General features: G+C 64.6%; 15 protein-coding genes and 1 pseudogene. 5 read left to right on the top strand and 11 right to left on the bottom strand.

Translation table 11 applies throughout. The annotated features are described in order from the left end of the window. Positions 1–11: 11 nt before the first annotated feature. On the bottom strand, positions 12–4,106 hold the full coding sequence (locus L0U84_RS01855) for a DUF3683 domain-containing protein (protein WP_233846958.1): 4,095 nt from the start codon (positions 4,104–4,106) through the stop codon (positions 12–14). Positions 4,107–4,608: 502 nt separating this feature from the next. Here L0U84_RS01855 and ilvA point away from each other — a divergent pair. From ilvA to queF, 3 genes are read left to right on the top strand one after another with little or no spacing between them, the layout of a single operon-like run. Next, on the top strand, positions 4,609–6,174 hold the full coding sequence (gene ilvA, locus L0U84_RS01850) for a threonine ammonia-lyase, biosynthetic (protein ID WP_442794021.1): 1,566 nt from the start codon (positions 4,609–4,611) through the stop codon (positions 6,172–6,174). A gap of 22 nt (positions 6,175–6,196) precedes the next feature. Beyond that, a complete protein-coding gene (locus L0U84_RS01845; protein WP_233846953.1) occupies positions 6,197–7,099 on the top strand; it encodes a 5'-nucleotidase in 903 nt (300 codons plus the stop codon). Next, positions 7,096–7,920 (top strand): NADPH-dependent 7-cyano-7-deazaguanine reductase QueF, encoded by an 825-nt coding sequence (gene queF / locus L0U84_RS01840; protein WP_233846951.1) that lies wholly within the window; start codon positions 7,096–7,098, stop codon positions 7,918–7,920. Before L0U84_RS01845 ends, queF begins: the two co-directional genes overlap by 4 nt. Before the next feature lie 106 nt (positions 7,921–8,026). Here queF and L0U84_RS01835 read toward each other — a convergent pair whose 3' ends face one another. From L0U84_RS01835 to L0U84_RS01825, 3 genes are all read right to left on the bottom strand, one after another. Continuing rightward, positions 8,027–8,413 carry a RidA family protein gene (locus tag L0U84_RS01835; RefSeq protein WP_008923846.1) on the bottom strand — a complete coding sequence of 129 codons (387 nt, stop codon included), beginning with the start codon at positions 8,411–8,413 and terminating at the stop codon, positions 8,027–8,029. Positions 8,414–8,486: 73 nt separating this feature from the next. Next, on the bottom strand, positions 8,487–9,968 hold the full coding sequence (locus L0U84_RS01830) for an N-acyl-D-amino-acid deacylase family protein (protein ID WP_233846949.1): 1,482 nt from the start codon (positions 9,966–9,968) through the stop codon (positions 8,487–8,489). Between the two features lie 3 nt (positions 9,969–9,971). Further along, entirely contained in the window at positions 9,972–10,862 is an 891-nt protein-coding gene (locus L0U84_RS01825) for a MurR/RpiR family transcriptional regulator (protein WP_233846947.1), read from the bottom strand. Between the two features lie 155 nt (positions 10,863–11,017). Here L0U84_RS01825 and L0U84_RS01820 point away from each other — a divergent pair, with 155 nt between their 5' ends. After that, positions 11,018–12,295 (top strand): amino acid deaminase, encoded by a 1,278-nt coding sequence (locus tag L0U84_RS01820; protein WP_233846945.1) that lies wholly within the window; start codon positions 11,018–11,020, stop codon positions 12,293–12,295. 109 nt (positions 12,296–12,404) lie between these two features. Here L0U84_RS01820 and L0U84_RS01815 read toward each other — a convergent pair whose 3' ends face one another. After that, positions 12,405–12,908, bottom strand: a complete 504-nt coding sequence (locus L0U84_RS01815; RefSeq protein ID WP_233851908.1) for a MarR family winged helix-turn-helix transcriptional regulator — start codon at positions 12,906–12,908, stop codon at positions 12,405–12,407. Positions 12,909–12,941: 33 nt separating this feature from the next. Continuing rightward, positions 12,942–14,537, bottom strand: coding sequence for an MFS transporter (locus tag L0U84_RS01810; RefSeq protein ID WP_233846943.1), 1,596 nt, complete (start codon positions 14,535–14,537; stop codon positions 12,942–12,944). Between the two features lie 142 nt (positions 14,538–14,679). Between L0U84_RS01810 and L0U84_RS01805 the strand changes: the two genes are divergently transcribed. Beyond that, positions 14,680–15,519: an EcsC family protein gene (locus L0U84_RS01805; protein WP_233846941.1), complete on the top strand. Its 840-nt coding sequence runs from the start codon at positions 14,680–14,682 to the stop codon at positions 15,517–15,519. Here the strand turns inward: L0U84_RS01805 and L0U84_RS01800 are convergent. The 5 genes and pseudogenes from L0U84_RS01800 to L0U84_RS01780 all read right to left on the bottom strand — a co-directional run bounded on the left by L0U84_RS01800 (position 15,486) and on the right by L0U84_RS01780 (position 23,684). Then, a complete protein-coding gene (locus L0U84_RS01800; protein WP_233846939.1) occupies positions 15,486–16,451 on the bottom strand; it encodes an alpha/beta hydrolase in 966 nt (321 codons plus the stop codon). The genes L0U84_RS01805 and L0U84_RS01800 overlap by 34 nt on opposite strands. 134 nt (positions 16,452–16,585) lie before the next feature. Beyond that, positions 16,586–17,020, bottom strand: coding sequence for a CHRD domain-containing protein (locus tag L0U84_RS01795; RefSeq protein WP_233846926.1), 435 nt, complete (start codon positions 17,018–17,020; stop codon positions 16,586–16,588). A gap of 443 nt (positions 17,021–17,463) precedes the next feature. Then, entirely contained in the window at positions 17,464–21,927 is a 4,464-nt protein-coding gene (locus L0U84_RS01790) for an ATP-binding protein (RefSeq protein WP_233846924.1), read from the bottom strand. 116 nt (positions 21,928–22,043) lie between these two features. Then, complete coding sequence (gene aqpZ / locus L0U84_RS01785; RefSeq protein ID WP_233851907.1) at positions 22,044–22,790, bottom strand: aquaporin Z; 747 nt, start codon at positions 22,788–22,790, stop codon at positions 22,044–22,046. Positions 22,791–23,038: 248 nt separating this feature from the next. Further along, a pseudogene (locus tag L0U84_RS01780) lies at positions 23,039–23,684 on the bottom strand (response regulator). Positions 23,685–23,766: the final 82 nt, after the last annotated feature.

Genomic DNA, 23,766 nt, shown 5'->3' with positions numbered 1-23,766 from the left:
TGGTCGTGCCATTAAACCAGCACGCGCTCGATTCCGCCATTGTTCGCCCGTTGAACGTAGTCCGCCATCCAGTTCTCGCCCAGCACGTGACGTGCCATCTCGACCACGATGTAGTCGGCCTCGGTCCCCGCGTCTTCGTTGTAACGCGACAGCCCTTGCAGGCACGACGGGCAGCTCGTGAGAATCTTGACGTCGGTGGCGCCGTTCGGTTGTGGGCCGTCGCCAGCCTTCAACACGGAGCCGTCCTGCGCACCGGCGGCGCCGGCCGATGCATTGGCCGGATTGATCGCGTTCGCGCCCGCTTCGGCAACGAGAGGAATGCCGCGCAGCTTCGCCGCGCCCTTGCGGATTTCTTCTTCCTTGCGGAAGCGCACCTGGGTCGAGATGTCGGGGCGCGTGACCGCGAGCGTGCCCGATTCGCCGCAGCAACGATCGTTCTTCTCGATCTTGTAGCCGTCGTGCTCCGAACCCATCAGCTGATTGACGAGCTTGACCGGGTCCATCGTCTTGATCGGCGAGTGGCACGGGTCGTGGTACATGTAGCGCACGCCGTTCACACCATCGAGCTTGATGCCTTTTTCCAACAGATATTCGTGGATGTCGACGATCCGGCAGCCCGGGAAGATCTTTTCGAATTCATAACCGGCTAGCTGGTCGTAGCACGTACCGCACGACACCACCACGGTCTTGATGTCGAGGTAGTTCAGCGTATTGGCGACGCGGTGGAACAGCACGCGGTTGTCGGTGACGATCTGCTCGGCCTTGTCGTACTGGCCGGAGCCGCGCTGCGGATAGCCGCAGCACAGATAACCCGGCGGCAGCACCGTCTGCACCCCCGCCTCCCACAGCATTGCCTGAGTCGCTAGACCGACCTGCGAGAACAACCGCTCGGAGCCGCAGCCCGGGAAGTAGAACACCGCTTCGGTGTCGGCGGTGGTCGTCTTCGGATTGCGGATGATCGGGACGATCTTGTTGTCTTCGATATCGAGCAATGCGCGCGCGGTCTTCTTCGGCAGGTTGCCCGGCATCTTCTTGTTCATGAAGTGGATCACCTGCTGCGTGACCACCGGCTTGCCGACCGTGGCGGGCGGATGCGCGGTCTGCTTCTTCGTGAACTTCTTCAGCACCTCGTTGCCGAGGCGCTGCGCCTTGTAGCCGACGCCCATCATCGCGGTGCGCGCGAGGTTGATGGTCTGCGGATTGGTCGCGTTCAGGAAGAACATGCCCGCCGCGTTGCCCGCATTGAACTTCTTCTTGCCCATCTTGCGCAGCAGGTTGCGCATGTTCATCGTCACGTCGCCGAAGTCGATCTTCACCGGGCACGGCGTCACGCACTTGTGGCACACGGTGCAGTGATCGGCGACGTCGTTGAATTCGTCCCAGTGCTTGATCGACACGCCACGGCGCGTCTGCTCTTCATACAGGAACGCCTCGACCAGCAGGGACGTGGCGAGAATCTTGTTGCGCGGGCTGTACAGGAGGTTCGCGCGCGGCACGTGCGTCGCGCAGACCGGCTTGCACTTGCCGCAGCGCAGACAGTCCTTGATCGACTCGGAAATCGCGCCGATATCGGATTGCTGCATGATCAGCGATTCGTAGCCCATCAGGCCGAAGCTCGGCGTGTACGCGTTGCGCAGGTCCGCACCTTCGAGCAGCTTGCCCGCGTTGAAGCGGCCATGCGGATCGACGCGCTGCTTGTACTTGCGGAATTCGCCGATTTCGTCGTCGGTCAGGAATTCGAGCTTCGTGATGCCGATGCCGTGCTCGCCGGAGATCACGCCATCGAGCGAACGGGCGAGCCTCATGATGCGCGCGACCGCGACATGCGCGTCCTGCAGCATCTCGTAGTTGTCGGAGTTGACCGGCAGGTTCGTGTGCACGTTGCCGTCGCCCGCGTGCATGTGCAGCGCGACGAACACGCGGCCGCGCAGCACCTGCTTGTGGATCGCCTGAGCTTCGTCGAGGATCGGCTTGAACTCGCCGCCGTTGAAGATCTGCCGCAATTCGGCGCGAATTTCCTGCTTCCACGACACGCGGATCGTGCGGTCCTGTGCGAGGTGAAACACGGTTGCGTCGGGTTGCGCATCGACGCGATCGGCGAACTTCTCGGCGAGCGATTCGTAGCCGAGGCCGACCAGATAATGCTGCGCCTCGCGCAGCGACAGGTCGAGCTTGTCACGCACGAATTCCCAGCGCGTGCGCACGCGCGCCAGCAGATCGAGCGCCTGCTGTACACGATCTTCGAGCAGTTCGGCGCTCGGGATTTCGTTCGCGTCGTCGCTCTTGCCGAGCGGCAGCTTGCCGCCCTTGAAGAACGCTTCGAGCGCGTCGACCAGCTGCAGCTTGTTCTTCAGCGACAGCTCGATGTTGATGCGCTCGATGCCGTCCGTGTACTCGCCCATGCGGTCGAGCGGAATCACGACGTCTTCGTTGATCTTGAACGCATTGGTGTGCTTCGCGATCGCGGCAGTACGGCTGCGGTCGAGCCAGAAACGCTTGCGGGCCTCGGCGCTCACCGCGACGAAACCTTCGCCGCTCTTGCCGTTGGCCATACGCACGACTTCCGACGTAGCCTGCGCGACCGCGTCCGCATCGTCACCGACGATGTCGCCGATCAGCACCATCTTCGGAAACGCGTTGCGCTTGCTCTTGGTCGCATAGCCAACCGCGCGCAGATAGCGCTCGTCCAGATGCTCGAGGCCGGCGAGAATCGCGCCGCCCTGGCGCGACGTCTCGAACAGGTAGTCCTTGATTTCGACGATGCTCGGAATCGCCTCGCGCGCCTGGCCGAAGAACTCGAGACAGACGGTGCGCGTATGCGCGGGCATCTTGTGCAGCACCCAGCGCGCGGACGTGATGAGGCCGTCGCAGCCTTCCTTCTGCACGCCCGGCAGACCGGCGAGGAATTTATCGGTGACGTCCTTGCCGAGGCCTTCCTTGCGGAACACGCGGCCCTTGATATCGAGCGCCTCAGTGCGCAGCAGCTTCTCGCCCGGCGCGTAGTTGCCGTCGAACCACTTGAGCTCGAAACGCGCGACTTCGATGTCGTGGATCTTGCCCATGTTGTGCTCGAGACGCGTGACTTCGAGCCAGTTCCCTTCCGGGTCGACCATCCGCCACCACGCGAGGTTATCGAGCGCCGTGCCCCACAGCACCGCCTTCTTGCCGCCCGCGTTCATCGCGACGTTGCCGCCGACGCAGGACGCGTCGAGGGAGGTCGGGTCCACCGCGAACACGAAGCCGGCCTGCTCGGCCGCTTCGGTCACGCGGCGCGTGACGACGCCCGCGCCCGAGAAAATCGTTGCGACCTTGCGATCGACGCCCGGCAGCTGGGTCATTTCGACCGGGCCGAGCTGTTCGAGCTTTTCGGTGTTGATGACGGCCGAGAACGGCGTGAGCGGCACCGCGCCGCCCGTGTAGCCGGTGCCGCCTCCGCGCGGAATCACGGTCAGACCGAGCTCGAAGCAGGCCTTGATCATGCCGGCGATCTCGGCTTCGCTGTCCGGCGTCAGCACGACGAACGGGTATTCGACGCGCCAGTCGGTCGCGTCGGTCACGTGCGCGACCCGCGACAGGCCGTCGAACTTGATGTTGTCCTTCTGTGTGACCTTGCCGAGCACGCGCGTGGTGCGGCGGCGCAGGTCGTAGGTCTGCTGGAATTCGCTGGCGAATTCGTCGATCGCGCGGCGCGCGGCCTGCACCAGCTTTTCGACGCGCGCGGCACGATCGACGCCGGCTTCGTCGCCGTGTTCGCGCAGATCGGCGCGGCGGCGCTTCTCGATTTCGGCGAGGCGGTGATTGAGCGCCTCGATCAGCAGCGCGCGGCGCTTCGGATTGTCGAGCAGGTCGTCCTGCAGATACGGATTGCGGCGCACGACCCAGATATCGCCGAGAACTTCGTACAGCATCCGCGCCGAGCGACCGGTGCGGCGTTCGGCGCGCAGTTCGGCGAGCGCGTCCCAGGCGTCGTTGCCGAGCAGGCGGATGACGATTTCGCGGTCGGAGAACGACGTGTAGTTGTAGGGAATTTCGCGCAGACGCGCTTCGGGATCGACGGCCACCGCAGCGGCGGCGCCGTGCGGATCGAAAACTTGAGGTGCGTTCATGTTTGGACGACTCGGTAGGTCAGCCTGACGCGCTCGTCACGAGGCGTCGGCCGACAATGCGCGTGGGGCGCAATGCTTGAAATCTTCTTGGGCTTGCGGGGGAGCGAACACGACCGGCGGCCAACTCACGGCGGTCGCTTCGCGGCACTCAGAGACAGCTACACGATCGCGCGTGGCGGACATGCCGCTGCGCCGCGGGGCACGATTCGCGCGGAACGGGCATTAAATGGGCGATCCGAGGCTGCCAGTGCATCTTCCGATCCTTATTCCAAAATGGAATTCTACCGCATCATTCCGCCACGCGTTGACGACGGGAATCGGGGCGGAAGCGGCGGTTCGGCCGTCTGGCGGTGAATCCGGCAGCGTTTGGCACGCCGCCACATTGACCGGCCGGACGGTTTGGCAAACGACGATCGCGCGGTTCGCAACCGGCCGGGCCACGGGCGCGGCACCCTTTCCCGCTGCGCGAGGAACAGCCAGAGCGGGCACCGTTGGCGCTATCATTGACCCTTTCCCGTCTCACACAGCGCACCGCGCCACCCGCATGGCTTCCCACGACTACCTGAAAAAGACCCTGACCGCGCGCGTCTACGATGTGGCGCGCGAGACCGAACTCGAACGCGCGCCGAACCTGTCGGCGCGCTTGCGCAATCCGGTCTATCTGAAGCGCGAGGACAACCAGCCGGTGTTCTCGTTCAAGCTGCGCGGCGCGTACAACAAGATGGCGCATATTCCCGCCGAGGCGCTCGGGCGCGGTGTGATCACCGCGTCGGCGGGTAACCATGCGCAGGGCGTGGCGTTGTCGGCGGCACGCATGGGCGTTAAGGCGATCATCGTCGTGCCGGTGACCACGCCGCAGCTCAAGGTCGACGCGATCCGCACGCACGGCGGGCCGACCGTCGAGGTCGTGCAGTTCGGCGAATCGTATAGCGATGCCTATGGTCACGCGGTCAAGCTGCAGGAAGAGCGCGGCCTGACCTTCGTGCATCCGTTCGACGATCCGTACGTGATCGCGGGCCAGGGCACGGTAGCCATGGAAATCCTCAGCCAGCACCAGGGTCCGATTCACGCGATCTTCGTGCCGATCGGCGGCGGCGGTCTCGCGGCCGGTGTCGCCGCGTACGTGAAATCGGTGCGCCCGGAGATCAAGGTAATCGGCGTGCAGACCGACGATTCGTGCGCAATGGCCGCGTCGTTGAAGGCCGGCGAGCGCGTGACGCTGAACGAAGTGGGCCTCTTCTCCGACGGCACCGCCGTAAAACTCGTCGGCGAAGAAACCTTCCGTCTGTGCAGCGAATATCTCGACGAAGTGCTGCTCGTGAACACCGATGCGCTGTGCGCCGCGATCAAGGACGTGTTCCAGGACACGCGCAGCGTGCTCGAACCGGCGGGCTCGCTCGCGGTGGCGGGCGCGAAGCAGTACGCCGAACGGGAAGGCATCGAGAACCAGACGCTGATCGCGATCACCTCGGGCGCGAACATGAATTTCGACCGCATGCGCTTCGTCGCCGAACGCGCGGAAGTGGGGGAAGCACGCGAAGCGGTCTTCGCGGTGACGATCCCCGAGGAACGCGGCAGTTTCAAGCGCTTCTGCGAACTGGTCGGCACGCGCAGCGTCACCGAATTCAACTACCGGATCGCCGACGCGAACTCGGCACATATCTTCGTCGGCGTGCAGATCCGCAATCGCAGCGAATCGGCGCAGATCGCCGGCGCTTTCGAAGCGCACGGCTTCGCGACCGTCGACCTGACCTTCGACGAACTGTCGAAGCAGCACATCCGCTACATGGTCGGCGGCCGCTCGCCGCTCGCGCAAGATGAACGTCTGTTCCGCTTCGAGTTTCCCGAGCGTCCGGGCGCGCTGATGAAATTCCTGTCGTCGATGGCGCCGAACTGGAACATCAGCCTGTTCCACTATCGCAACCAGGGCGCGGACTACAGCTCGATTCTGGTCGGCATTCAGGTGCCCGAGAGCGATCACGCTGCGTTCGAGCGCTTCATCGAAACGCTCGGCTACCAGTGCTGGGAAGAAACGAAGAACCCGGTCTATCGCCTCTTCCTCGCCTGATCTCTCCGGACAGAACGCAACGATGGCGCTAACGCTTGTCGACAAACTGGTGGTCGCGATCTCGTCGCGCGCGCTGTTCGACTTCGAGGAAGAGAACCGCGTCTACGAGGCGGGCGACCTGAAGGCCTACGAAGCGTTGCAGCGCGAGCGGCTGAACGTGCCCGCGAAACCGGGCGTCGCGTTTCCGCTGATCCGCAAGCTGCTCGCGCTGAACGCCGGCGGTCATCGCGTCGAAGTGGTGATCCTGTCGCGCAGCGATCCGATCAGCGGCCTGCGTGCGTTTCACTCGTGCCGCGAGCACGGCCTCACGATCGAGCGTGGCGTGTTCACGCGCGGTCGCGCGCCGTTCGGTTATCTGAAGCCGCTGAACGCGTCGCTGTTTCTGTCGGCGAATCAGCAGGACGTGCGCGATGCGCTCGCCGCGGGGTTCCCAGCCGCACGCGTCTTGCCGGAATCGGCGAAAATGGCGAGCAAGTACCCGGACGAGATCCGCATTGCGTTCGACGGCGACGCGGTCCTGTTTTCCGACGAAGCGGAACGCATCTTCCAGACGGACGGCTTGCGCGCGTTCGTCGGTCACGAGATCGACAACAAGCATCTGCCGCTCGCGGACGGACCGCTCAAGCCGCTGCTCGAAGCACTGCACCGGCTGCAAAAACTCGCAGGTGCAGCCGCGCCGATGCGTATTCGCACGGCCTTGGTCACTGCACGCTCGGCGCCCGCGCATGAGCGCGCGATCCGCACCCTGATGGCATGGAACATCGAAATCGACGAAGCGATGTTCCTCGGCGGCCTCGACAAGAGCGCATTTCTGCGCGAGTTCGAGCCCGACTTTTTCTTCGACGACCAGATCGGCCACTGCGAATCGGCCCGCGTCGTAACGGCGACCGGGCACGTGCTGAGTGGCATCGTGAACGCATCATGACACCCGAACAATCCCCGCTCGGTAAGTCCTCGACTTACACCGAACAATACGATCCGACGCTGCTGTTTCCGATTGCGCGCAGCAATGCGCGCGAGGCGATCGGCATCACCGCGCGACTGCCGTTTTTCGGCACCGATATCTGGAACGCCTACGAGCTGTCGTGGCTGAACCCGCGCGGCAAACCGCAAATCGCGGTCGCGACGTTCTTCGTACCGGCCGATTCGCCGAACATCGTCGAATCGAAATCGTTCAAGCTGTATCTCGGCTCGTTCGCGCAGACCGCTTTCGAATCGACTGAGAGCGTGCGCGACACGATCAAGCGCGACGTGTCCGCGTCGTGCGGCGCGACGGTGTCGGTGCATCTGAGCACACCGCACGAATTCGGCAAGCTGAAAATGGAAGAATTTAACGGCCTGTCGCTCGACCGGCTCGAACTCGAGGCGAGCGTCTATCAGCCCGACGCGTCGCTTTTGAGCGCGGCGCACGACGAGGCGCCGGTCGAAGAAACGCTGTTCTCGAACCTGCTGAAGTCGAACTGCCCGGTGACCGGTCAGCCGGACTGGGGCAGCGTGCAGATTCACTACGCCGGCCCGCAGATCGATCACGCGGGCCTGTTGCGCTACATCATCTCGTACCGCAATCACACCGGCTTTCACGAGCAATGCGTCGAGCGGATCTTCGTCGACATCATGAAGATGTGCAAACCGCTGAAGCTCGCGGTGTACGCGCGTTACACGCGCCGCGGCGGGCTCGACATCAACCCGTTTCGCACCAACTACAACCTGCCGATGCCGGACAACATGCGGCTCGCGCGACAGTAACGGCAACGCGCGCGCACGCGCGCCGAAACCCAGCGGTAAACGCGACGAGGGCGCCGCAGGCCATCACAGCCTGCGGCGCCCTCGTCACATCAAGCCATTAAAGCGCTCAGGCCGCCGGCTTCTTATAAGCGACGCAATCGACCTCGACCTTGCAGTCGATCACCATCGACGACACCACGCATGCGCGCGCCGGCGGATTTTCGCCAAAGTACTCGCGAAACACCTTGTTGAACGACGCGAAGTCGCGCGGATCGTCGAGCCACACGCCGCAGCGCACGACGTGCTCGGCACCGTAGCCCGCTTCCTTCAGGATCGCGAACACGTTCTGGATCGCCTTGTGCGACTGCTCGACGATGCCGCCGTTGATCACTTCGCCGTTTTCCATCGGCGTCTGGCCCGACACGAACAGCCAGCCGTCCGCCTCGACCGCACGCGCGAACGGCATCACCTGACCGCCCGTTCCCTTTCCGCCTTCCACGCCATATCGCTTCATCGTCACACTCCTCAAAAAGTCGGGCACATGCGCGGCGCCCTCGCCGCGCGTGCCACCATCAATCGATAAAAAATCAGAACGCGCCCTGCGCATCGCCCTTCGACGGCGCGCCGCGCGTGACGAACCGGCCGGCCCGCTCGCCCGTCACCGCGCCGTCGCGATACGTCAGCACGCCGTTGACCCACACCGCGTCGATACCGGCAGCGGGCTGCTGCGGCTTGTCGAACGTCGCGACGTCGAGCACTTTCGCCGGATCGAACAGCACGAGGTCGGCGTGATAGCCGATATGCACTTCGCCGCGCTGCGCGAGACCGAAGCGGCGCGCGGACAGGCTCGTCATCTTGCGCACCGCCTCTTCGAGCGGCAGCAGAGCGGCATCGCGCACGTAGTGGCCGAGCACGCGCGGAAACGCGCCCCACAGCCGCGGATGCGGCAGCGGATCGTTCGGCAGGCCGTCGGAGCCGACCATCGTGGCCGGATGCGACAGGATGCGCCGCACGTCGTCTTCGGACATGTTGTGATAGACCGCGCCCGCCGGTTGCAGGCGCTTACCCGCTTCCTGCTGCGAGACGCCCCATTCAGCGGCGACTTCCTTGATCAGCTTGCCCGCCATCTCCGGATGCGGCTCGGACCACGTGATCGTGATGTCGATGTCGCCCGTCACCTGCTTCAGATCGAGCGTCGACGAGCTGCGGTTGTACGGATAGCAGTCGCAACCGACCGGCTGCCCGCCGCGCGCGCCTTCGAGCGATTTCAGCACCTCGACGCTGCGCCCCCAGTTCGACGGCCCCGCGCACTTCAGATGCGAGATGATCACCGGCACGTGCGCATGACGGCCGACCCGGTAGGCCTCGTCCATCGCATCGAGAATCGCGTCGAACTCGGTGCGCATGTGGGTCGTGTACAGCGCGCCCGCGGCCGCGAGCGGCTCGGCGAGCGCCATCACTTCCTCGGTCGGCGCGGCGAACGCCGAACCGTATGCGAGCCCCGAGCTCAGACCCAGCGCGCCGTGCGCGAGCGCTTCCTCCAGCTGCGTGCGCATGCCATCGATTTCCTGGGCAGTCGCCGCGCGATCGAGCCGGTCCATCTGGTTGCTGCGCAACGCCGTGTGGCCGATCAGCGCGCCGACGTTCACCGCCGGCCGCGCGGCGTTCACCGCGCTCACATAGTCGGCGAAGGTCGGGTACTGGAACGCGTCGCGCTCACCGAGCAGGTTCATCGGATCGGGCGGATCGCCCTTCAGCGACACCGGCGACGCGCTGATGCCGCAATTGCCGACGATCACCGTCGTCACGCCCTGGGTGATCTTCGGCAGCATTTGCGGCGAGCGGATCACGTGCGTGTCGTCGTGCGTGTGCACGTCGATGAAGCCCGGCGCGAGCGCGCGCCCCTCGGCCTCGATCACCTCTTCGGCGAGCCAGTTCGACAGATTGCCTATCGCGGCGATGCGCCCGTCGCGGATCGCCACGTCGCGCTCGACGGGCGGGGCGCCCGTGCCGTCGTACAGCTGCGCGCCGACGATCAGCGTGTCGGCGGCTTCAGGATGCGAATGCATGGATCAATCTCCTAACGGTTGTCGATCGCCGCCGCCGCGGTGCGCGTCGAGCGCGTGCTTCATGCGGCGCAGCAATTCGCGGCTCTCGTCGCCCTGACTGACGGCAAGTTCGGTGACGAGCACATCGAGCGCCATCATCATCGCGTAACGAGATGACGACGGCTTGTAAATGAAATCGGTTTCGAACGCGACGATCGGGATCAGCCAGTCGGCGAGCTTCGCCAACGGCGACGCGGGCGCGGTCAGCGCGACCACAGTCGCGCCGTAGCTGCGCGCGATCTTGCAGTTCTCGACCATCTCGGGCACGCGTCCGGTGGTGGACAGCGCGATCACCACGCACTCGCGCGACACCGTGCTTGCGACCATGCGCTGCAACAACCCGTCCTGATAGGTCGCGACCGGGCGGCCGAGTCGCACGAGCCTGAAGCGCATTTCGTCGGCGAGCGCGGTCGAACCGCCGCCCATGCCGAACACGTAGATCATGCGCGCATTGCGCAGCGCGGTTGCCGCTTCGGCGAGCGGCGCCTGGCGCAGCAACTGGTGGTTGTGCGCGAGCGCCGTTTGCAGCTCGTCGAAGACGCGTGTCGCGATCGGTTCGGGTGCACCGCTTACCAGGTCGCGCTCGAGAAAACGCTGACCGACTGCGGCCGCCTGCGCGAGCCGCAGCTTCAATTCGCGCACGTCGCGGCAGCCGACCGCCTTCGCGAAGCGCGTGACGGTCGCAATGCTGACCTCGGCCTGCTGCGCGAGCGCGCCGATGCTCGCGCGCGACGCGCCGGTCAGATCGTCGAGGATCAGCGCGGCGACCTTGCGCTCGGCCGAACGCAACTCCGGCGCGCATTCGGCGATGCGTGCGACGATGTCGAAAGCGAGCGGTTCGGCGCTACTGTTCATGGCGGGCGGTGGGGTTCGCGGCACGGCTTTCGCGGCCCTTTCCGGCGCCCTTCGAAATCCGTGGTACTAAATAACATTTCTCCAGACATCGTACTTTCGGTAACATGGTAAAGTCAAATCTGATTCAATTTAACCGGACGATGGAGCACGGAGACATGAAAGTTACAAACTATCAGGGCGCGACGATTGATCCTTATAGCAAGGGCTTGGGCATGGTTCCGGGCCCGAGCGTCCAGCTGAAGGACGCCGCGCGCCTGGAGTGGAACCTGCTTGCCGAGGATGTGAGCCTGCCGGCCGCGGTGCTGTATGAGGACCGCGTCGAGCACAACCTGAAGTGGATGCAGGCGTTCGTCGCCGAATACGGCGTGAAGCTCGCGCCCCACGGTAAGACCACGATGGCGCCGCAACTGTTTCGACGTCAGCTCGAAGCCGGCGCGTGGGGCATCACGCTCGCCACCGCCCACCAGGTGCGCGCGGCGTACCACGGCGGCGTGTCGCGCGTCCTGATGGCGAATCAGCTGGTCGGCCGCCACAACATGATGATGATCGCCGAATTGCTCAGCGATCCGGATTTCGAATTCTTCTGCCTCGTCGATTCGGCCGAAGGGGTCGAGCAACTCGGCGAATTCTTCACCTCGGTGAAGAAGCCGCTGCAGGTGCTGCTCGAACTCGGCGTGCCGGGCGGACGCACCGGCGTGCGCGATGAAGCGCAGCGCAACGCGGTGCTGGACGCGATCGCGCGCTATCCGGAGGTGCTGAAGCTCGCGGGCGTCGAACTGTACGAAGGCGTGCTGAAGGAAGAAGCCGAGGTGCGCGCGTTCCTGCAAGGCGCGGTCGCGGTCACGCGTGAACTCGTCGAGCAGGGGCGTTTCGCGCGCTCGCCGGCGGTGCTATCGGGCGCAGGATCGGCGTGGTACGACGTGGTCGCCGAAGAGTTCGCGCAGGCGACACAAACCGGCAAGGTCGAGGTCGTGCTGCGCCCCGGCTGCTATCTGACGCATGACGTCGGCATCTATCGCAAGGCGCAGACCGACATCTTCAAGCGCAATCCGGTCGCGAAGAAAATGGGCGAAGGGTTGCTGCCGGCGCTGCAATTGTGGGCGTACGTGCAGTCGATTCCCGAACCGGACCGCGCGATCATCGGTCTCGGCAAACGCGACTCCGCGTTCGACGCGGGCATGCCGGAGCCGGCGCGCCACTATCGTCCGGGCAACGAGGCGCCGCGCGACATCGCGGCGAGCGAGGGCTGGGAGATTTTCGGTCTGATGGATCAGCACGCGTATCTGCGGATTCCCGCCGGCGCCGATCTGAAAGTGGGCGACATGATCGCGTTCGACATCTCGCACCCGTGCCTCACGTTCGACAAGTGGAAGCAGGTGCTGGTCGTCGATCCGGAGTATCGCGTGAAGGAAGTGATCGAGACGTTCTTCTGATTGGATTGGATGCGCCGCGCTGACTGAAGCGCGATTGGTTCGGCCAAAGAAAAAAGGCTGTGCGCCCTTGGGCTCACAGCCTTTTTATTCGTCATGCTCGGACCAACGATTACACGCGTTGTGCCGCCTCGTCGCCGGCGGTCTCCTGCGCCACCGCGGTGGCCGCGGTCGCTGCGCTCGCATTGGCCGTCACTTCGCCGATGCGCGTCTCCAGCATTTTCAGCGCGCTCGACAATGCCGCCAGCGCCTCATCCGGCAACCCGGCCATCGTGTCGTGCAAGAACGCATTGCGGCGGGGCAGGCTTGCCTCGGTCGCGGCGTGGCCCGCTTCGGTCAGGCGTACGTTGGTCACGCGGTTATCGCGCGTATCCATGCTGCGCGCGATCCAGCCCATGCCTTCGAGCGCCTTCAGCTGTCGCGTGAGTGCGCCCGGATCGACGCGCAGCCGCTCGACGAGCCGCTTCTGCGACGACTCGCCGGCCTGCTCGCGCAGCGCGAGCAGAATGCGCCAGCGCGGCAACGGATGCCCCACCTGGGCCTCGAATGCCGACATGAACGCCCGATACGTGCGACCAAATTGCTGCATGACGGCGACGCGGTCCTGTTCTTCCATAATCTGTCTGTCCAACACCAAGTCCAAAAAAAATCAGTCTGCGTGAATTACCGGCTCGAGCTTGCGCTGCAGCTTGACCGGCGGCACGCGGCGGGTTTGCCACACCGACACGACGGCGATCACCGCGGCCATCGCGAGACCCAGATGAATCGCCCCGACCAGCGCCTCGCGCGCGCTTTCGAGCAGCATCGCGCCGTTGTGGCCCGCGTGCGTCAACTGGTCGACGAGGCTGGTCTGCGCATCGCGGTTGATCAGGATCTGCGGATCGCCGAGATCGGCGAACCAGTGCGACGCGCCCGCGCCTTCGAGCGCACTGCGCACGCCGCTCCTGTACATGTGAGTCACAAGCGTGCCGGTCAGCGCCGTGCCGATCATGCCGCCGATCATTCGCAGCGACTGCAGCAGCGCGGTCGCGATGCCGAGGTGTTCGCGGCCCGCGGTCTGCTGCGCGAAGATCGTCAGGTTCGGCATCACGAAACCAAGCCCGAGGCCGCCGACGACCATGAACGACATCAGCACCCATTGCTGCATCGAACGGGTCGCGACGACGATGCCAAGGCACGACAGCGCGATCATCGCAAAGCCGACGTACAGCATCAGGTTCGGATTCTTCACACGCGACACGATGCGCCCGTTCGCGATACTGCCGATCGTGATGAACACGACGAGCGGCGTGATCACGATACCCGCCTCTTTCGGCGACATGCCGAAACCGCCCTGGAACAGCAGCGGCGCGTAGAACAGCATCGAGAACATCGTGAAGCCGCCGAGCACGGCCAACGTGAACAGTGCGGCGAGACTGCGGTTGCGGAACATGTCGACCGGCAGGATCGCGGTCGGGCAGCGTTTTTCCCATTTCCACAGTGAGATGGCCGACGCGACGCTCAGCCCGAGCAGCGCGAACGCGCTCAACGTGATGCCGTGCTTAGGCAGCAATTCGACGAACAGCTGCAGCGAGCCGAGCGCGATCGCGATCAGCAGCGCGCCGGGCCAGTCGAGCCGCATTTTGCCGGTATGCTCGACGTGCCGCAAATGCGGCAGGAAACGCCACACGAAAAACAGCGACAGCAGCCCGACCGGCAGATTCACGTAGAACACCGAACGCCAGCCGTAGTACTGCGTCAAGAAACCGCCGAGCGACGGCCCGACCGCGTTCGCGATGCCGAACGCCGAACTCATCAGCACCTGCCAGCGCAGCCGCACGACGGAATCGGGGAACAGATCGGGAATACACGCGAACGCGGTGCCGACCAGCATGCCGCCGCCGATGCCCTGCAACCCGCGCGCGAGCACCAGAAACAGCATGCTGTTGGCCGCGCCGCACAGCACCGAGGCGCCGGTAAACACGACGATCGACGCAATCACGAACGGCTTGCGCCCGTAGTAATCGCCGAGCCGCCCGAAGATCGGCACGGTGATCACCGAGGTCAGGAGATATGAGGTCGCAACCCACGCGTACAGTTCGAAGCCGCGGAGTTCGGACACGATGGTGGGCAGCGCGGTGCCGACCACGGTCTGGTCGAGCGCGACCAGCATCGTGACGAACGAGATGCCGAGCATGGCCAGCAGGGATTCGCGGAATGGTAAAACTTGCCCACTCGAATGGTGGGCGGCGGTATGGACAGCCATTTTTGATGGAGCAAAAGTTGACGTGTCAAAAGATTGGGAATCATACCATGACCCGACGCTCTAAGCGGGACGGAACGCGTCTTGCAACGCGTAGGTAGACTGACTCGCAGTACGCACGACACGACATATGCCAGGGAGGCCCATGCAGCCGAGTTTGCTCGCAGCACAATCCTTATCGGAGCAGGACCTCGCCGCGCTGCGGCGCGCCAAACACCAGCTCGAAAGTCCCGCGCTCACGATGAAGCTCGCGAGCGTCGTCGGCGCGCCGATCGAAAAGCTGCTGTCGCGCATCCCGGCGTTCGCCAACGAGAAAGTGTCCGACGCGACGCAGGCCGCGTTGCGCAAATGTCTGTCGATCGCGCTGCGCACGCTCGGCCGGCGCGACGATGCGAAGCTGCTGGCGCCCGACAAGCCGAACAACCTGCTGCACAAGTTCGCGGTCGCGACCACCGGCGCGGCCGGCGGCGCGTTCGGATTGGTCGCGTTGCCGGTCGAGTTGCCGGTCACGACCACGCTGATGTTCCGCTCGATCTGCGACATCGCGCGCAGCGAGGGCGAGGACCTGAACTCGGTCGACACGCAGCTGCAATGCCTGACCGTACTCGGCATGGGCGGCACCTCGAGCGAGGACGACGACGCCGACCTCGGCTATTTCTTCATGCGCGGCGCGCTGGCGCAGGCGGTATCGAAGGCGTCGTCGGAAGTGGCCAGCAAGGGCTTCACGACCCACGGCTCGGCGGCGCTGCTGCGGCTGCTCAACGCGATCGCCGCGCGCTTTTCGGTGCAGGTCAGCGAGCAGATCGCGGCCAAATCGATTCCGGCGATCGGCGCGGTGCTCGGCGCCATGGTCAATACCGTGTTTATCGATCACTTCCAGCAAGTCGCGCACGGACACTTCACCGTGCGGCGCCTCGAGCGGCAATACGGCCAGCAAACGATCGAAGCCGTCTACCGGACGCTCGACGTCACGCTCGACGCCTGAGCCCTGTTCGCGGCGCGGCTCGTCGCGCGTCGCACGAACGCGGCCGCGCGATCGAGCGCGCGGTTCGCCTCCGGCATGAACGGCGCGAACATCGGCCACACGTGCGGCACGTTTTTCCACACCTCGCATTCGCATTCGACTCCTGCCGCGTGCGCGTTGTCGGCGACGCGGCGCGCGTCGTCGAGCAGCACTTCGGTGTTGCCCGCCTGCAAGAACAGGGGCGGCAGACCGTGCAGGTCCGCATAGACCGGCGACGCGTACGGATGCGTCGGCGACGCGTCACCCAGATAGACCTTGGCCGCGCGCTCGATCGACGCGCCGCAGAACATCGGATCGACGCTGTCGTTGGTGCGCAGGCTCGCGCCGGTCGTCGCCAGATCGGTCCACGGCGAGAACAGCAGGCCACCCGCGGGCATCGGCGCACCGGCGTCGCGCAGCGCGACCAGCGTGGCGAGCGCGAGACCGCCGCCGGCCGAGTCGCCGGCGATCACGATCGAGCTCGGCGCGATGCCCATCGCGAGCAACTGGCGATAGGCGGCGGTGGCGTCGTCGAGCGCGGCCGGGAAGCGATGCTCGGGCGCGAGGCGGTAGTCGAGAGAGAAGATCCGCGCGTCGGCGCGCGGCGCTAGGGCGAACGTCAACGACCGGTGCGTGCGCGGCGAGCAGAAGTAGTAGCCGCCGCCGTGGCAATACAGCACCGTAGTCTCCGCGCCGCCGGCCGTGCCGCCGTCCACGCGCTCCAGCCATTCGCCGACGAGCGGCGCGTCGGTTGCGCCATACGTCTCGCGCAGATGCCACCCGCGTGGCACGCGCGGCGACCACACGCGTTTCGACGTCAGCGCGCGCGCCCGTTCGACGTTGATAGGTTTGAGCGTTTCGGGCCGGAACTGCCGGCGCAAGTACCAGCACGCGAGCGCGCTTTGCCAGCTCATCGGGACATGCTCCTTCGCTGAAGTCCCGTCATGGTACGTGCGTTGGCGGGGGGCGTCGTTGGGTGGCGGGTACTAATCGCGTGATGCCGCCTGCGGGTCGCAGGCCTCGCGCTCGGTTCACGCAAGGGCCGCGCCTAGTTCGTCGGCAACACCTGCCCGCGAATTTCGCCGGTCGGATTCTGCGCGGTATGAACATTGAAGTACCACTGCCCCGCCATCAGATCCGTGACCTGCTGCTCGGTCAGCTTCGCCGTGCCTTTGATCGGACTCGCGAGCCCGCTCTTCTCGATTGGCACCTGGACCTTCGCGTTCTGGCCAACGGGTGCAGGACCGTGGAAATGCGCGGCGGTTGCCGGACCGCTCAAGCCCTCGTAGGTAATAGTCCACTGCAGCGATTGGGTGGACGTGTCGAAAGTCGCATTCAGCATGCCGTGCCCGTGACTCACGCGTGGCGGCACTTCGCTCGACGGCTCGAGATCCGCCTTTAACGCAACCGTATCTGCGAATGCTGCGCCCGATGCAAGCACCCACAACACCACGGCCAGATTCAATTTTCTCAGCGAAATCATGGTCTTCTCCGAACATTGACGCGCCGCCGCGGTGCAAGTGCGGGCCGTGCGGAGCTTCCACATACTAGTGCAAAATCATTTGAAGTCGGTGAGGCTGGCATGGCGGCTTGCGCGGGGCCGCTTTAACTCGAATTGAATGTGCTTAATGCGGATGGCCCAATGGTGCAAAGTGCGCAATGCGCACAGCCGTTCGTCAGATCCGCCTAAAATTCAGGCGAATGCGTACTAAGAGAACGATTTAATCGAAAAGTTAATTGCGCGATTTGCAATGAATAAATGACGTCATTCCTGGTATGCTTCTATCTGCGAGAAGTGACTCCTTCATCGAAGGTGTCTCCAAATCTTTAACGCGGCTTCGGCCGCGTTTTTTTTCGTCCCGATTTTGGCCGCGGCCGCGGTTTGAATCGCCCGTGTATTTGCCCGAGGTCACGGCGCGCCTCTGGCTAGCCGGGCAATGCGGCCTGCTGTTCGATGCCATCGAGCATCGCCTCGCATTGGCGGATCAGCGCATGCCCCTCATCACGCAACTGCTGGGGCGACATCGCGGCAATGTCGCCGCGATAGGGTTCGAGCGCCAGAACGAGCGGCCGATACTGCAGCACGCTCGCCGCCCCGGTCACCCGATGCAGCCACTCGTGCACCCGCCGCACGTCCGCGCGTTCGAGTAACGGCGCAAGCGCTTTGATGTCGTCGCGCGTCGACGACACGAATGAACCGAGCAAGGCCTTGACCGTCGACTCGCTTCCCCATAGCTGGATCATGTGTGCGAGTTCGACCGGCACGAACGGCCCGGCAACGACGCGCGGCATGGCCGGCCGATCGCCGGCTGGCGTGGACGACTCGCGACTGGATGTTTGGGCCGGCGCGGGGTGCCGAACGCTGTCGGTGCCAAACCAGCGGTTCAAGTGGTCGCGCAACGTGGCGAGCCGGGTCGGCTTGATCAGACTGTCGTCCATGCCGGCTTCGCGGCACAGACGCAGATCGTCGGGCGCGGTATTAGCCGTGATGCCGAGTATCGGCAGACGCTGAGCGTCGTCGCGCATTGCCTCCGCTTCGCGGATATGGCGGGTCAGTTCGTAGCCGGACAGGTTCGGCATGTGACAGTCGGTGATCAGACAGCCATAGCTCGAGCGCTCCAACGCGGCGAGCGCTTCGACGCCATCGTTTGCGACGTCGCATGCGAAACCCAGCAGGGCGAGTTGATGGCGGATCAGTTCCTGATTGACCGGATGATCTTCCGCGACAAGAATCAGCCGCCCACTCGCGATCGCGCGTTCACGATCCGGCGGCGGCGCAACGCCATCGGCCGTAAACGGCACGGCGACCGTTCGCGACGCCATCGGGGACATCGACGGCAGCCCCGCCATCGCGGCCGCGCATGCAGCGCTGAGGCCGCGCCACGAAATCGGATTGATGCTCACGCGGACCTTGTCGTCGAGGATGCGGTAACCCGTCGGCTTCGGTTTTTCGGTCAGCGTGAGGACACGCGTATTTGCATCGATATGCACGGGCAACGTGAAGTCCTCGCCGACGAACAGCACATCTGCGCGACTCAGCGCAGCGCTTTTGCCCAGCATCGCCGCGGTGGGCGCGAGGCTGCACAGTTCGAGCCCGAGCGCCTCGCCAAAGTGTGCGAGAGCCCGGCCGATGCGCGGATCCTGCGTGATCACCACGGCTCGCTTTCCGCGCAGACCGTTGACCGCGTAGCACCGCGCGACGACCGGCATCGTCAGCCGCACGATCATGCTCGTGCCGTGGCCAGGTTCGCTGCGCAGCGTCAGCGTGCCGTCCATCAGGTCGATCAGCTTGCGGCAGATCGTCAGCCCAAGGCCCGTGCCGCCAAAGCGCCTCGTGGTGGACGATTCCGCCTGCACGAACGGCTCGAACAGACCCGCCTGCAGTTCCGGTGCGATGCCGATGCCGGTGTCCTGCACGGTCAGCTCCAACGTCTGCGAATCCGCGCGATCTCCGACGACCGCCACCCTCACACCCACCTCCCCCTTCGGCGTGAACTTGATCGCATTGCCGAGCAGGTTGAACAGGATCTGGCGCAGACGCACGCTGTCGCCACGAAGCGTCGCAGCGACGTCGGCCGCGATCTCAACGCGGACTCTCAGCCCTTTTTCGTGAGCGCGCCCCGCGAGCAGGCCGACTGCGTTATCGACGAGCTCGCGTAGATCGATCGGCTCGGCTTCTAGCGTGAGTCGCCCGGCCTCGATCTTCGAATAGTCGAGCAGATCATCGAGAATCTGCAGCAGCGCGCCCGCCGACTCGTTGATCATGCCGAGCATTTCGCTCTGATCGGTACTGAGTGGCGTGCGCTCGAGCACCTCGACGAGCCCCAGTACGCCGTTCATCGGGGTGCGGATCTCGTGGCTCATCATCGCGAAGAAGTTGTCCTTCGCGCGGGAGGCCGCCTCCGCCACGTCGCGTGCTCGCGCGAGCTCCTCCGAACGCGCGCGCTCGACGCTCGCATCGACCCAATAGCCGCTCCAAACGACGCTGCCATCGGCTTCACACCGTGGCACCAGCTCGGCCCGCATCCACTTTGGCTGACCGGCGCTTTCCAGGCGGAACTCCGTATGCACCGGAGTAGCCCGTTTCGCGGAACGCTCAAGTTCGGCAAGAACGAGCGGCCGATCCAACTCCGACACGCGCTGGAAGCCGACTCGCGCTCCCTCATGCGAATCACCTTCGCCGAGCAGATGCCGCATGTCGCCGCCGATGTACGGAAAGGAATACTCGCCGTCCGGAGAGCGCCGCAACTGGAACACAACGGCCGGCAACGAGCGCGTGACGTCGAACAGGCGCCGTTCGGTTTCGCGCGCGCGCATTTCGGCACGCCGGATGTCGGTGATGTCGACCATCGTGCCGAGCACGTACGCCGGCTGCCGATCGCTGCCTTCGCAGACGCTGGTCCAGAAAATCCCATGCCGCGACTCGCCAGCGCCGTCCTCGAACTGGAGTTCGACTTTCGCGATGCCGCCGCCGCGCAGGATCTCGCGCGTCATGTCGTCGAGCTTGCGGCTGTTTGCGTCGCCCCATGTGCCGACCTCGACCGTCGTACGCCCGAGCACGTCCTTGCGGTTCAGCCCGCACGCTTTCTCATAGGCCTCGTTGATCGCGATGTACCGTCCGTCCAGGCCCTTCGCGATGAGCGGATACGGCACCGTCTTCATCATCGTTTCCTGGAAGTTCAGTTGCAGCGCGAGTTCGCGTTCGGTCTGCTGGCGCAGCCGGACTTCGCGTTGCAGCAGCACGTACGCGCGCAACGTGACGAGCAGCACCACGCCGATGCCGATCAGCACCGGCAGCAGCCGCACCGCGGTCACGCTCCATATCGCGTTGTTCGGCGCGGCGGGACTTACCCACTTGCGCCGGATGCGCTGCTTTTCGCCTGCAGGCATCGCCTGCAACGCGCGATCGATCAGCTTGACGAGCGGGCTCAGATCCTCGCGCACCGCAAAATACAACGAGTCGGATTCGCCGAGCGAATCGAGCACTCTAAGTGCGCCGACGTAGTGCTGCAGCAGTTGCACGTTGATCGCGGCGGCGTTGCCGACCAGCACGTCGGCCTCGCCGCTCGCGACCATGCGCAGCCCATCGCCCAGGCTCGCCGCGACGACGATGTGATCGACCGGCACCGCTTCCAACGCGAGCGGCACCGAGCCGGCAACGTGCGGCGACATCACGACGCGGCACGATGTGATGTCGTTGAACGAGCATGGGAGCGGTGTGCCGCTGCGCCCGACGATCACCAGCGGATCGCTCTCGTACACACGGCTATGGTCGGCGCCTACGAGAAGTGCATTGCGACTCGATGTGGACGACAGCATCGCGAGCTCGCCACGCTGGAACGCTTCGACGGTGGCAACCCAGTCGGCCATGCGCGCGCGGTTGAACACGACACCGAGCGTGCTGCTCAGGTACGCGAGGTAATCGGCGGTCAGACCGACGGGGCGACCGGCGGCGTCAACATAGCTGAACGGTGCCCAGTCGTTGTCGAAGCCGATCTGCAACGGCGGCAGCGAACGCAGCCAGTTCTTTTCTTCCGGCGTTAACGTGAAGCGTGGCACATCCGGCGCGGGCGCCGCATTGAAGTTGCCGGACAGCCAGCGCGCGCGAATCGCGGCGGCCTCGGCGGGGTTCATCGACACGAGCGCGCGGTTCAGTTGATCGCGCAAAGCAGGTTGGCGGGGCGAGACGGCAAAGCGCAGGTCGAGCGCCTTGCCGCCTTGCTCGAACGCTACGCGCAGGCTGCGATACGCGTCGGTCGCCAGTTGGTATTGCACGACCGGCGTGAAGCCGAAGTACACGTCGGCATCGCCGTGCAGTAGCGCGTTCAGCGCTTCGCGGGTGCTCGCGAACGACACGATCCTCGCGCGCGGAAAGCCTGCGCGCAACAGCCGCTCTCGCGCAAAACCACGCTCGATCGCGATACGCGCCCCAGCGACGTCAGCGGGGTTCACATAACGGGCGTCATCGCGACGCACAACGGCCGAGGCGAACGAGTGGAAATACGGAGCCGTAAAGCTGAGGCAGCGCTCCCGCTCTGGAGTGCGTGCGGTGCTCGTCAGCAGGTCGACGTCGCCAGCGCAGGCCGCGGCGGTCAGTGTGGCCATGTCGGGAAAACGCTTCGTCTCGATGACGACGTTCGGCCCGACGAGCGCGCGCAACAGGTCGCCGCTGACGCCGGCGAGCCGGCCGTCCTGCGGGATGTCGAATGGGGGCCAGCCGCCTTCGAGTATGCCGACGGTCAATCTGGCAGGAAATGCATTGGGTGACGACGCGGAAGAGACGGTTCGTACCGCGGAGATGACGGATGACGCTGACTCAGCGCCGGCAGGCGCGGCTATGCAGAGCGCATGCGTGGCAGCCAGCAGACATGATGCGAGCCAACACACCATTGAGTGGCGCGGCAAGCGCGGCCACAGACACCGCAACAAACACCTCAGCCCCGATGTCGGTGCTGCCACGCCTTGAGAACCCGCATCTACCGGAATTGATGGGTACCGTCCCTCGCTCACGAAACGTCACCCTGCCCGTCCACCGACGATACCGGGGACGAATCGGCTCGGCCGTCCAGCCACGCAAACAGGACGCCAGCCGCGATTGCGCCGGCCAAGGGCGCGGCCCAGAACATCCATAACTGATCCAGCGCCCAGTTGCCGACGAATAGCGCCTGCGCGGTCGAGCGGGCAGGATTGACCGTTCCATTGGTGACCGGAATGGACACCAGGTAGACAAGCATCAGACATGCGCCGGTGACGACCGGCGCAACCGTTGCCATCTCTTTTCGGACGACGACCAGCAGGCATGCCCCGACGAACACGAACGTCAGCACGAATTCCACGACCAGCGCCGAATGCAGTGGATAGTCGGCGGGCGAATGTGCGCCGTAGCCGTTCGCCGCGAATTCACTCGCGGTCAGATCGAAACCGGGCCGGCCGCTGGCGAGGTAGGCGAGAAGCGCGCCGGCCACGATTGCGCCCGCGATTTGCGCGGCGAAATACGGCAACACATCACGGACGGGAAAGCGCTGCGCGACCGTGAGGCCGACGGTGACGGCAGGATTGAAATGCGCGCCGGAAATCTTGCCGAAGGCATAGCTGCCGGTAGCGAACGCAAGACCGAACGCCAACGACATTTGTAACGCACCACTGGCCTGCAGCACGCCCGTGGTGTCCAGCACCGTACTGCCGCAGCCGACGAACACCAGCCATGCCGTACCCACACCCTCGCTCCATAATCGTTTGCCTAGCGCAACCATTTCTATCCCTTCCGTCAAGTACGAGGCACAGACACCAGACGATCGCGCGAAGACCTCTGCACCGGATTCCCCTGATCCATTGGCAACCGGATCACGAACTAGCCACAGCGGCAATTGCGGCGCAAGGCGCGCAATGACCGGCGGCGGCCAGAATTATTGGGTGCCCCCTACGCCGTGCCAATCGGATAAGTCTGATGCGTTCCACATCAAAGCCTTCGAAAACAGGAATTTGTGACCATCGCAGCACGTCATATCAGGCCAATCTGAGTGGCGTAGTTGATCAGGTCGGCCTCTGTTTCCAATCCGAGCTTGCGCATCGCGCTGCGCTTTTGCGTGCTGATGGTTTTGTCGCTTCGTTGCAAGCGTGTGGCGATCTCGTGCACGGCGAGGCCTCGTGCATAGAGTTGAAACACCTCCCACTCGCGCGCGCTCATCGCACCACCGCGCCGGGGCGGTGCGGGCTCCGCAGCCGCGAGTGCGGCCCGAACCTGCTCAGATAGATGGGTGCCCCCGGGCGGCAACGGCTTCGATTGCGTCGATCAATGCGTCCACGGCGTCGCGCTTGTCGACAATTCCAGTCACACCGATATTGCGCAAGCCTGCCAACACATGCGCGCGCCCGATCATAGTCAGCACGACCACGTGGGGATGCGGCGTGCGCCTTAGCAGCCGACGCAACAGCGGCACCGCGCTGGTATCTCCGTCGAGTCCCGGCATGCCAATGTCCGACACGAGGACGTCGCATACGCAGGCATCGAGCAGCTTCGCGAGGCCATAGGTGTCGGCCGCTTCGCCGACGATTTCGATATTGGGCTTGTTCCGCAGCAAAGATCGGACGCCCGCTCGAATGGAGTCGTGATCATCCGCCACGACGACGTGAATCTTGTTTGCCATTCTTTTCCGTGACTTTCTTATGTTGTCGATCGGCATACCGCACGAAACGTGTCCCCCAGTTATGCCGATATATTCGTCGCGC

The sequence above is a fragment of the Paraburkholderia sp. HD33-4 genome (assembly GCF_021390635.1).
Taxonomy (GTDB): Bacteria; Pseudomonadota; Gammaproteobacteria; order Burkholderiales; family Burkholderiaceae; genus Paraburkholderia.
This window is presented reverse-complemented; position numbering and strand designations above follow the sequence as displayed.

What these genes read in the sequence shown, in the direction of transcription:
- L0U84_RS01855 (WP_233846958.1), bottom strand. Translation starts at nt 4,106, where the DNA reads ATGAACGCACCTCAAGTTTTCGATCCGCACGGCGCCGCCGCTGCGGTG.
- L0U84_RS01845 (WP_233846953.1), top strand. Translation starts at nt 6,197, where the DNA reads ATGGCGCTAACGCTTGTCGACAAACTGGTGGTCGCGATCTCGTCGCGC.
- queF (WP_233846951.1), top strand. Translation starts at nt 7,096, where the DNA reads ATGACACCCGAACAATCCCCGCTCGGTAAGTCCTCGACTTACACCGAA.
- L0U84_RS01835 (WP_008923846.1), bottom strand. Translation starts at nt 8,413, where the DNA reads ATGAAGCGATATGGCGTGGAAGGCGGAAAGGGAACGGGCGGTCAGGTG.
- L0U84_RS01830 (WP_233846949.1), bottom strand. Translation starts at nt 9,968, where the DNA reads ATGCATTCGCATCCTGAAGCCGCCGACACGCTGATCGTCGGCGCGCAG.
- L0U84_RS01825 (WP_233846947.1), bottom strand. Translation starts at nt 10,862, where the DNA reads ATGAACAGTAGCGCCGAACCGCTCGCTTTCGACATCGTCGCACGCATC.
- L0U84_RS01820 (WP_233846945.1), top strand. Translation starts at nt 11,018, where the DNA reads ATGAAAGTTACAAACTATCAGGGCGCGACGATTGATCCTTATAGCAAG.
- L0U84_RS01815 (WP_233851908.1), bottom strand. Translation starts at nt 12,908, where the DNA reads ATGGAAGAACAGGACCGCGTCGCCGTCATGCAGCAATTTGGTCGCACG.
- L0U84_RS01810 (WP_233846943.1), bottom strand. Translation starts at nt 14,537, where the DNA reads ATGGCTGTCCATACCGCCGCCCACCATTCGAGTGGGCAAGTTTTACCA.
- L0U84_RS01805 (WP_233846941.1), top strand. Translation starts at nt 14,680, where the DNA reads ATGCAGCCGAGTTTGCTCGCAGCACAATCCTTATCGGAGCAGGACCTC.
- L0U84_RS01800 (WP_233846939.1), bottom strand. Translation starts at nt 16,451, where the DNA reads ATGAGCTGGCAAAGCGCGCTCGCGTGCTGGTACTTGCGCCGGCAGTTC.
- L0U84_RS01795 (WP_233846926.1), bottom strand. Translation starts at nt 17,020, where the DNA reads ATGATTTCGCTGAGAAAATTGAATCTGGCCGTGGTGTTGTGGGTGCTT.
- L0U84_RS01790 (WP_233846924.1), bottom strand. Translation starts at nt 21,927, where the DNA reads ATGGTGTGTTGGCTCGCATCATGTCTGCTGGCTGCCACGCATGCGCTC.
- aqpZ (WP_233851907.1), bottom strand. Translation starts at nt 22,790, where the DNA reads ATGGTTGCGCTAGGCAAACGATTATGGAGCGAGGGTGTGGGTACGGCA.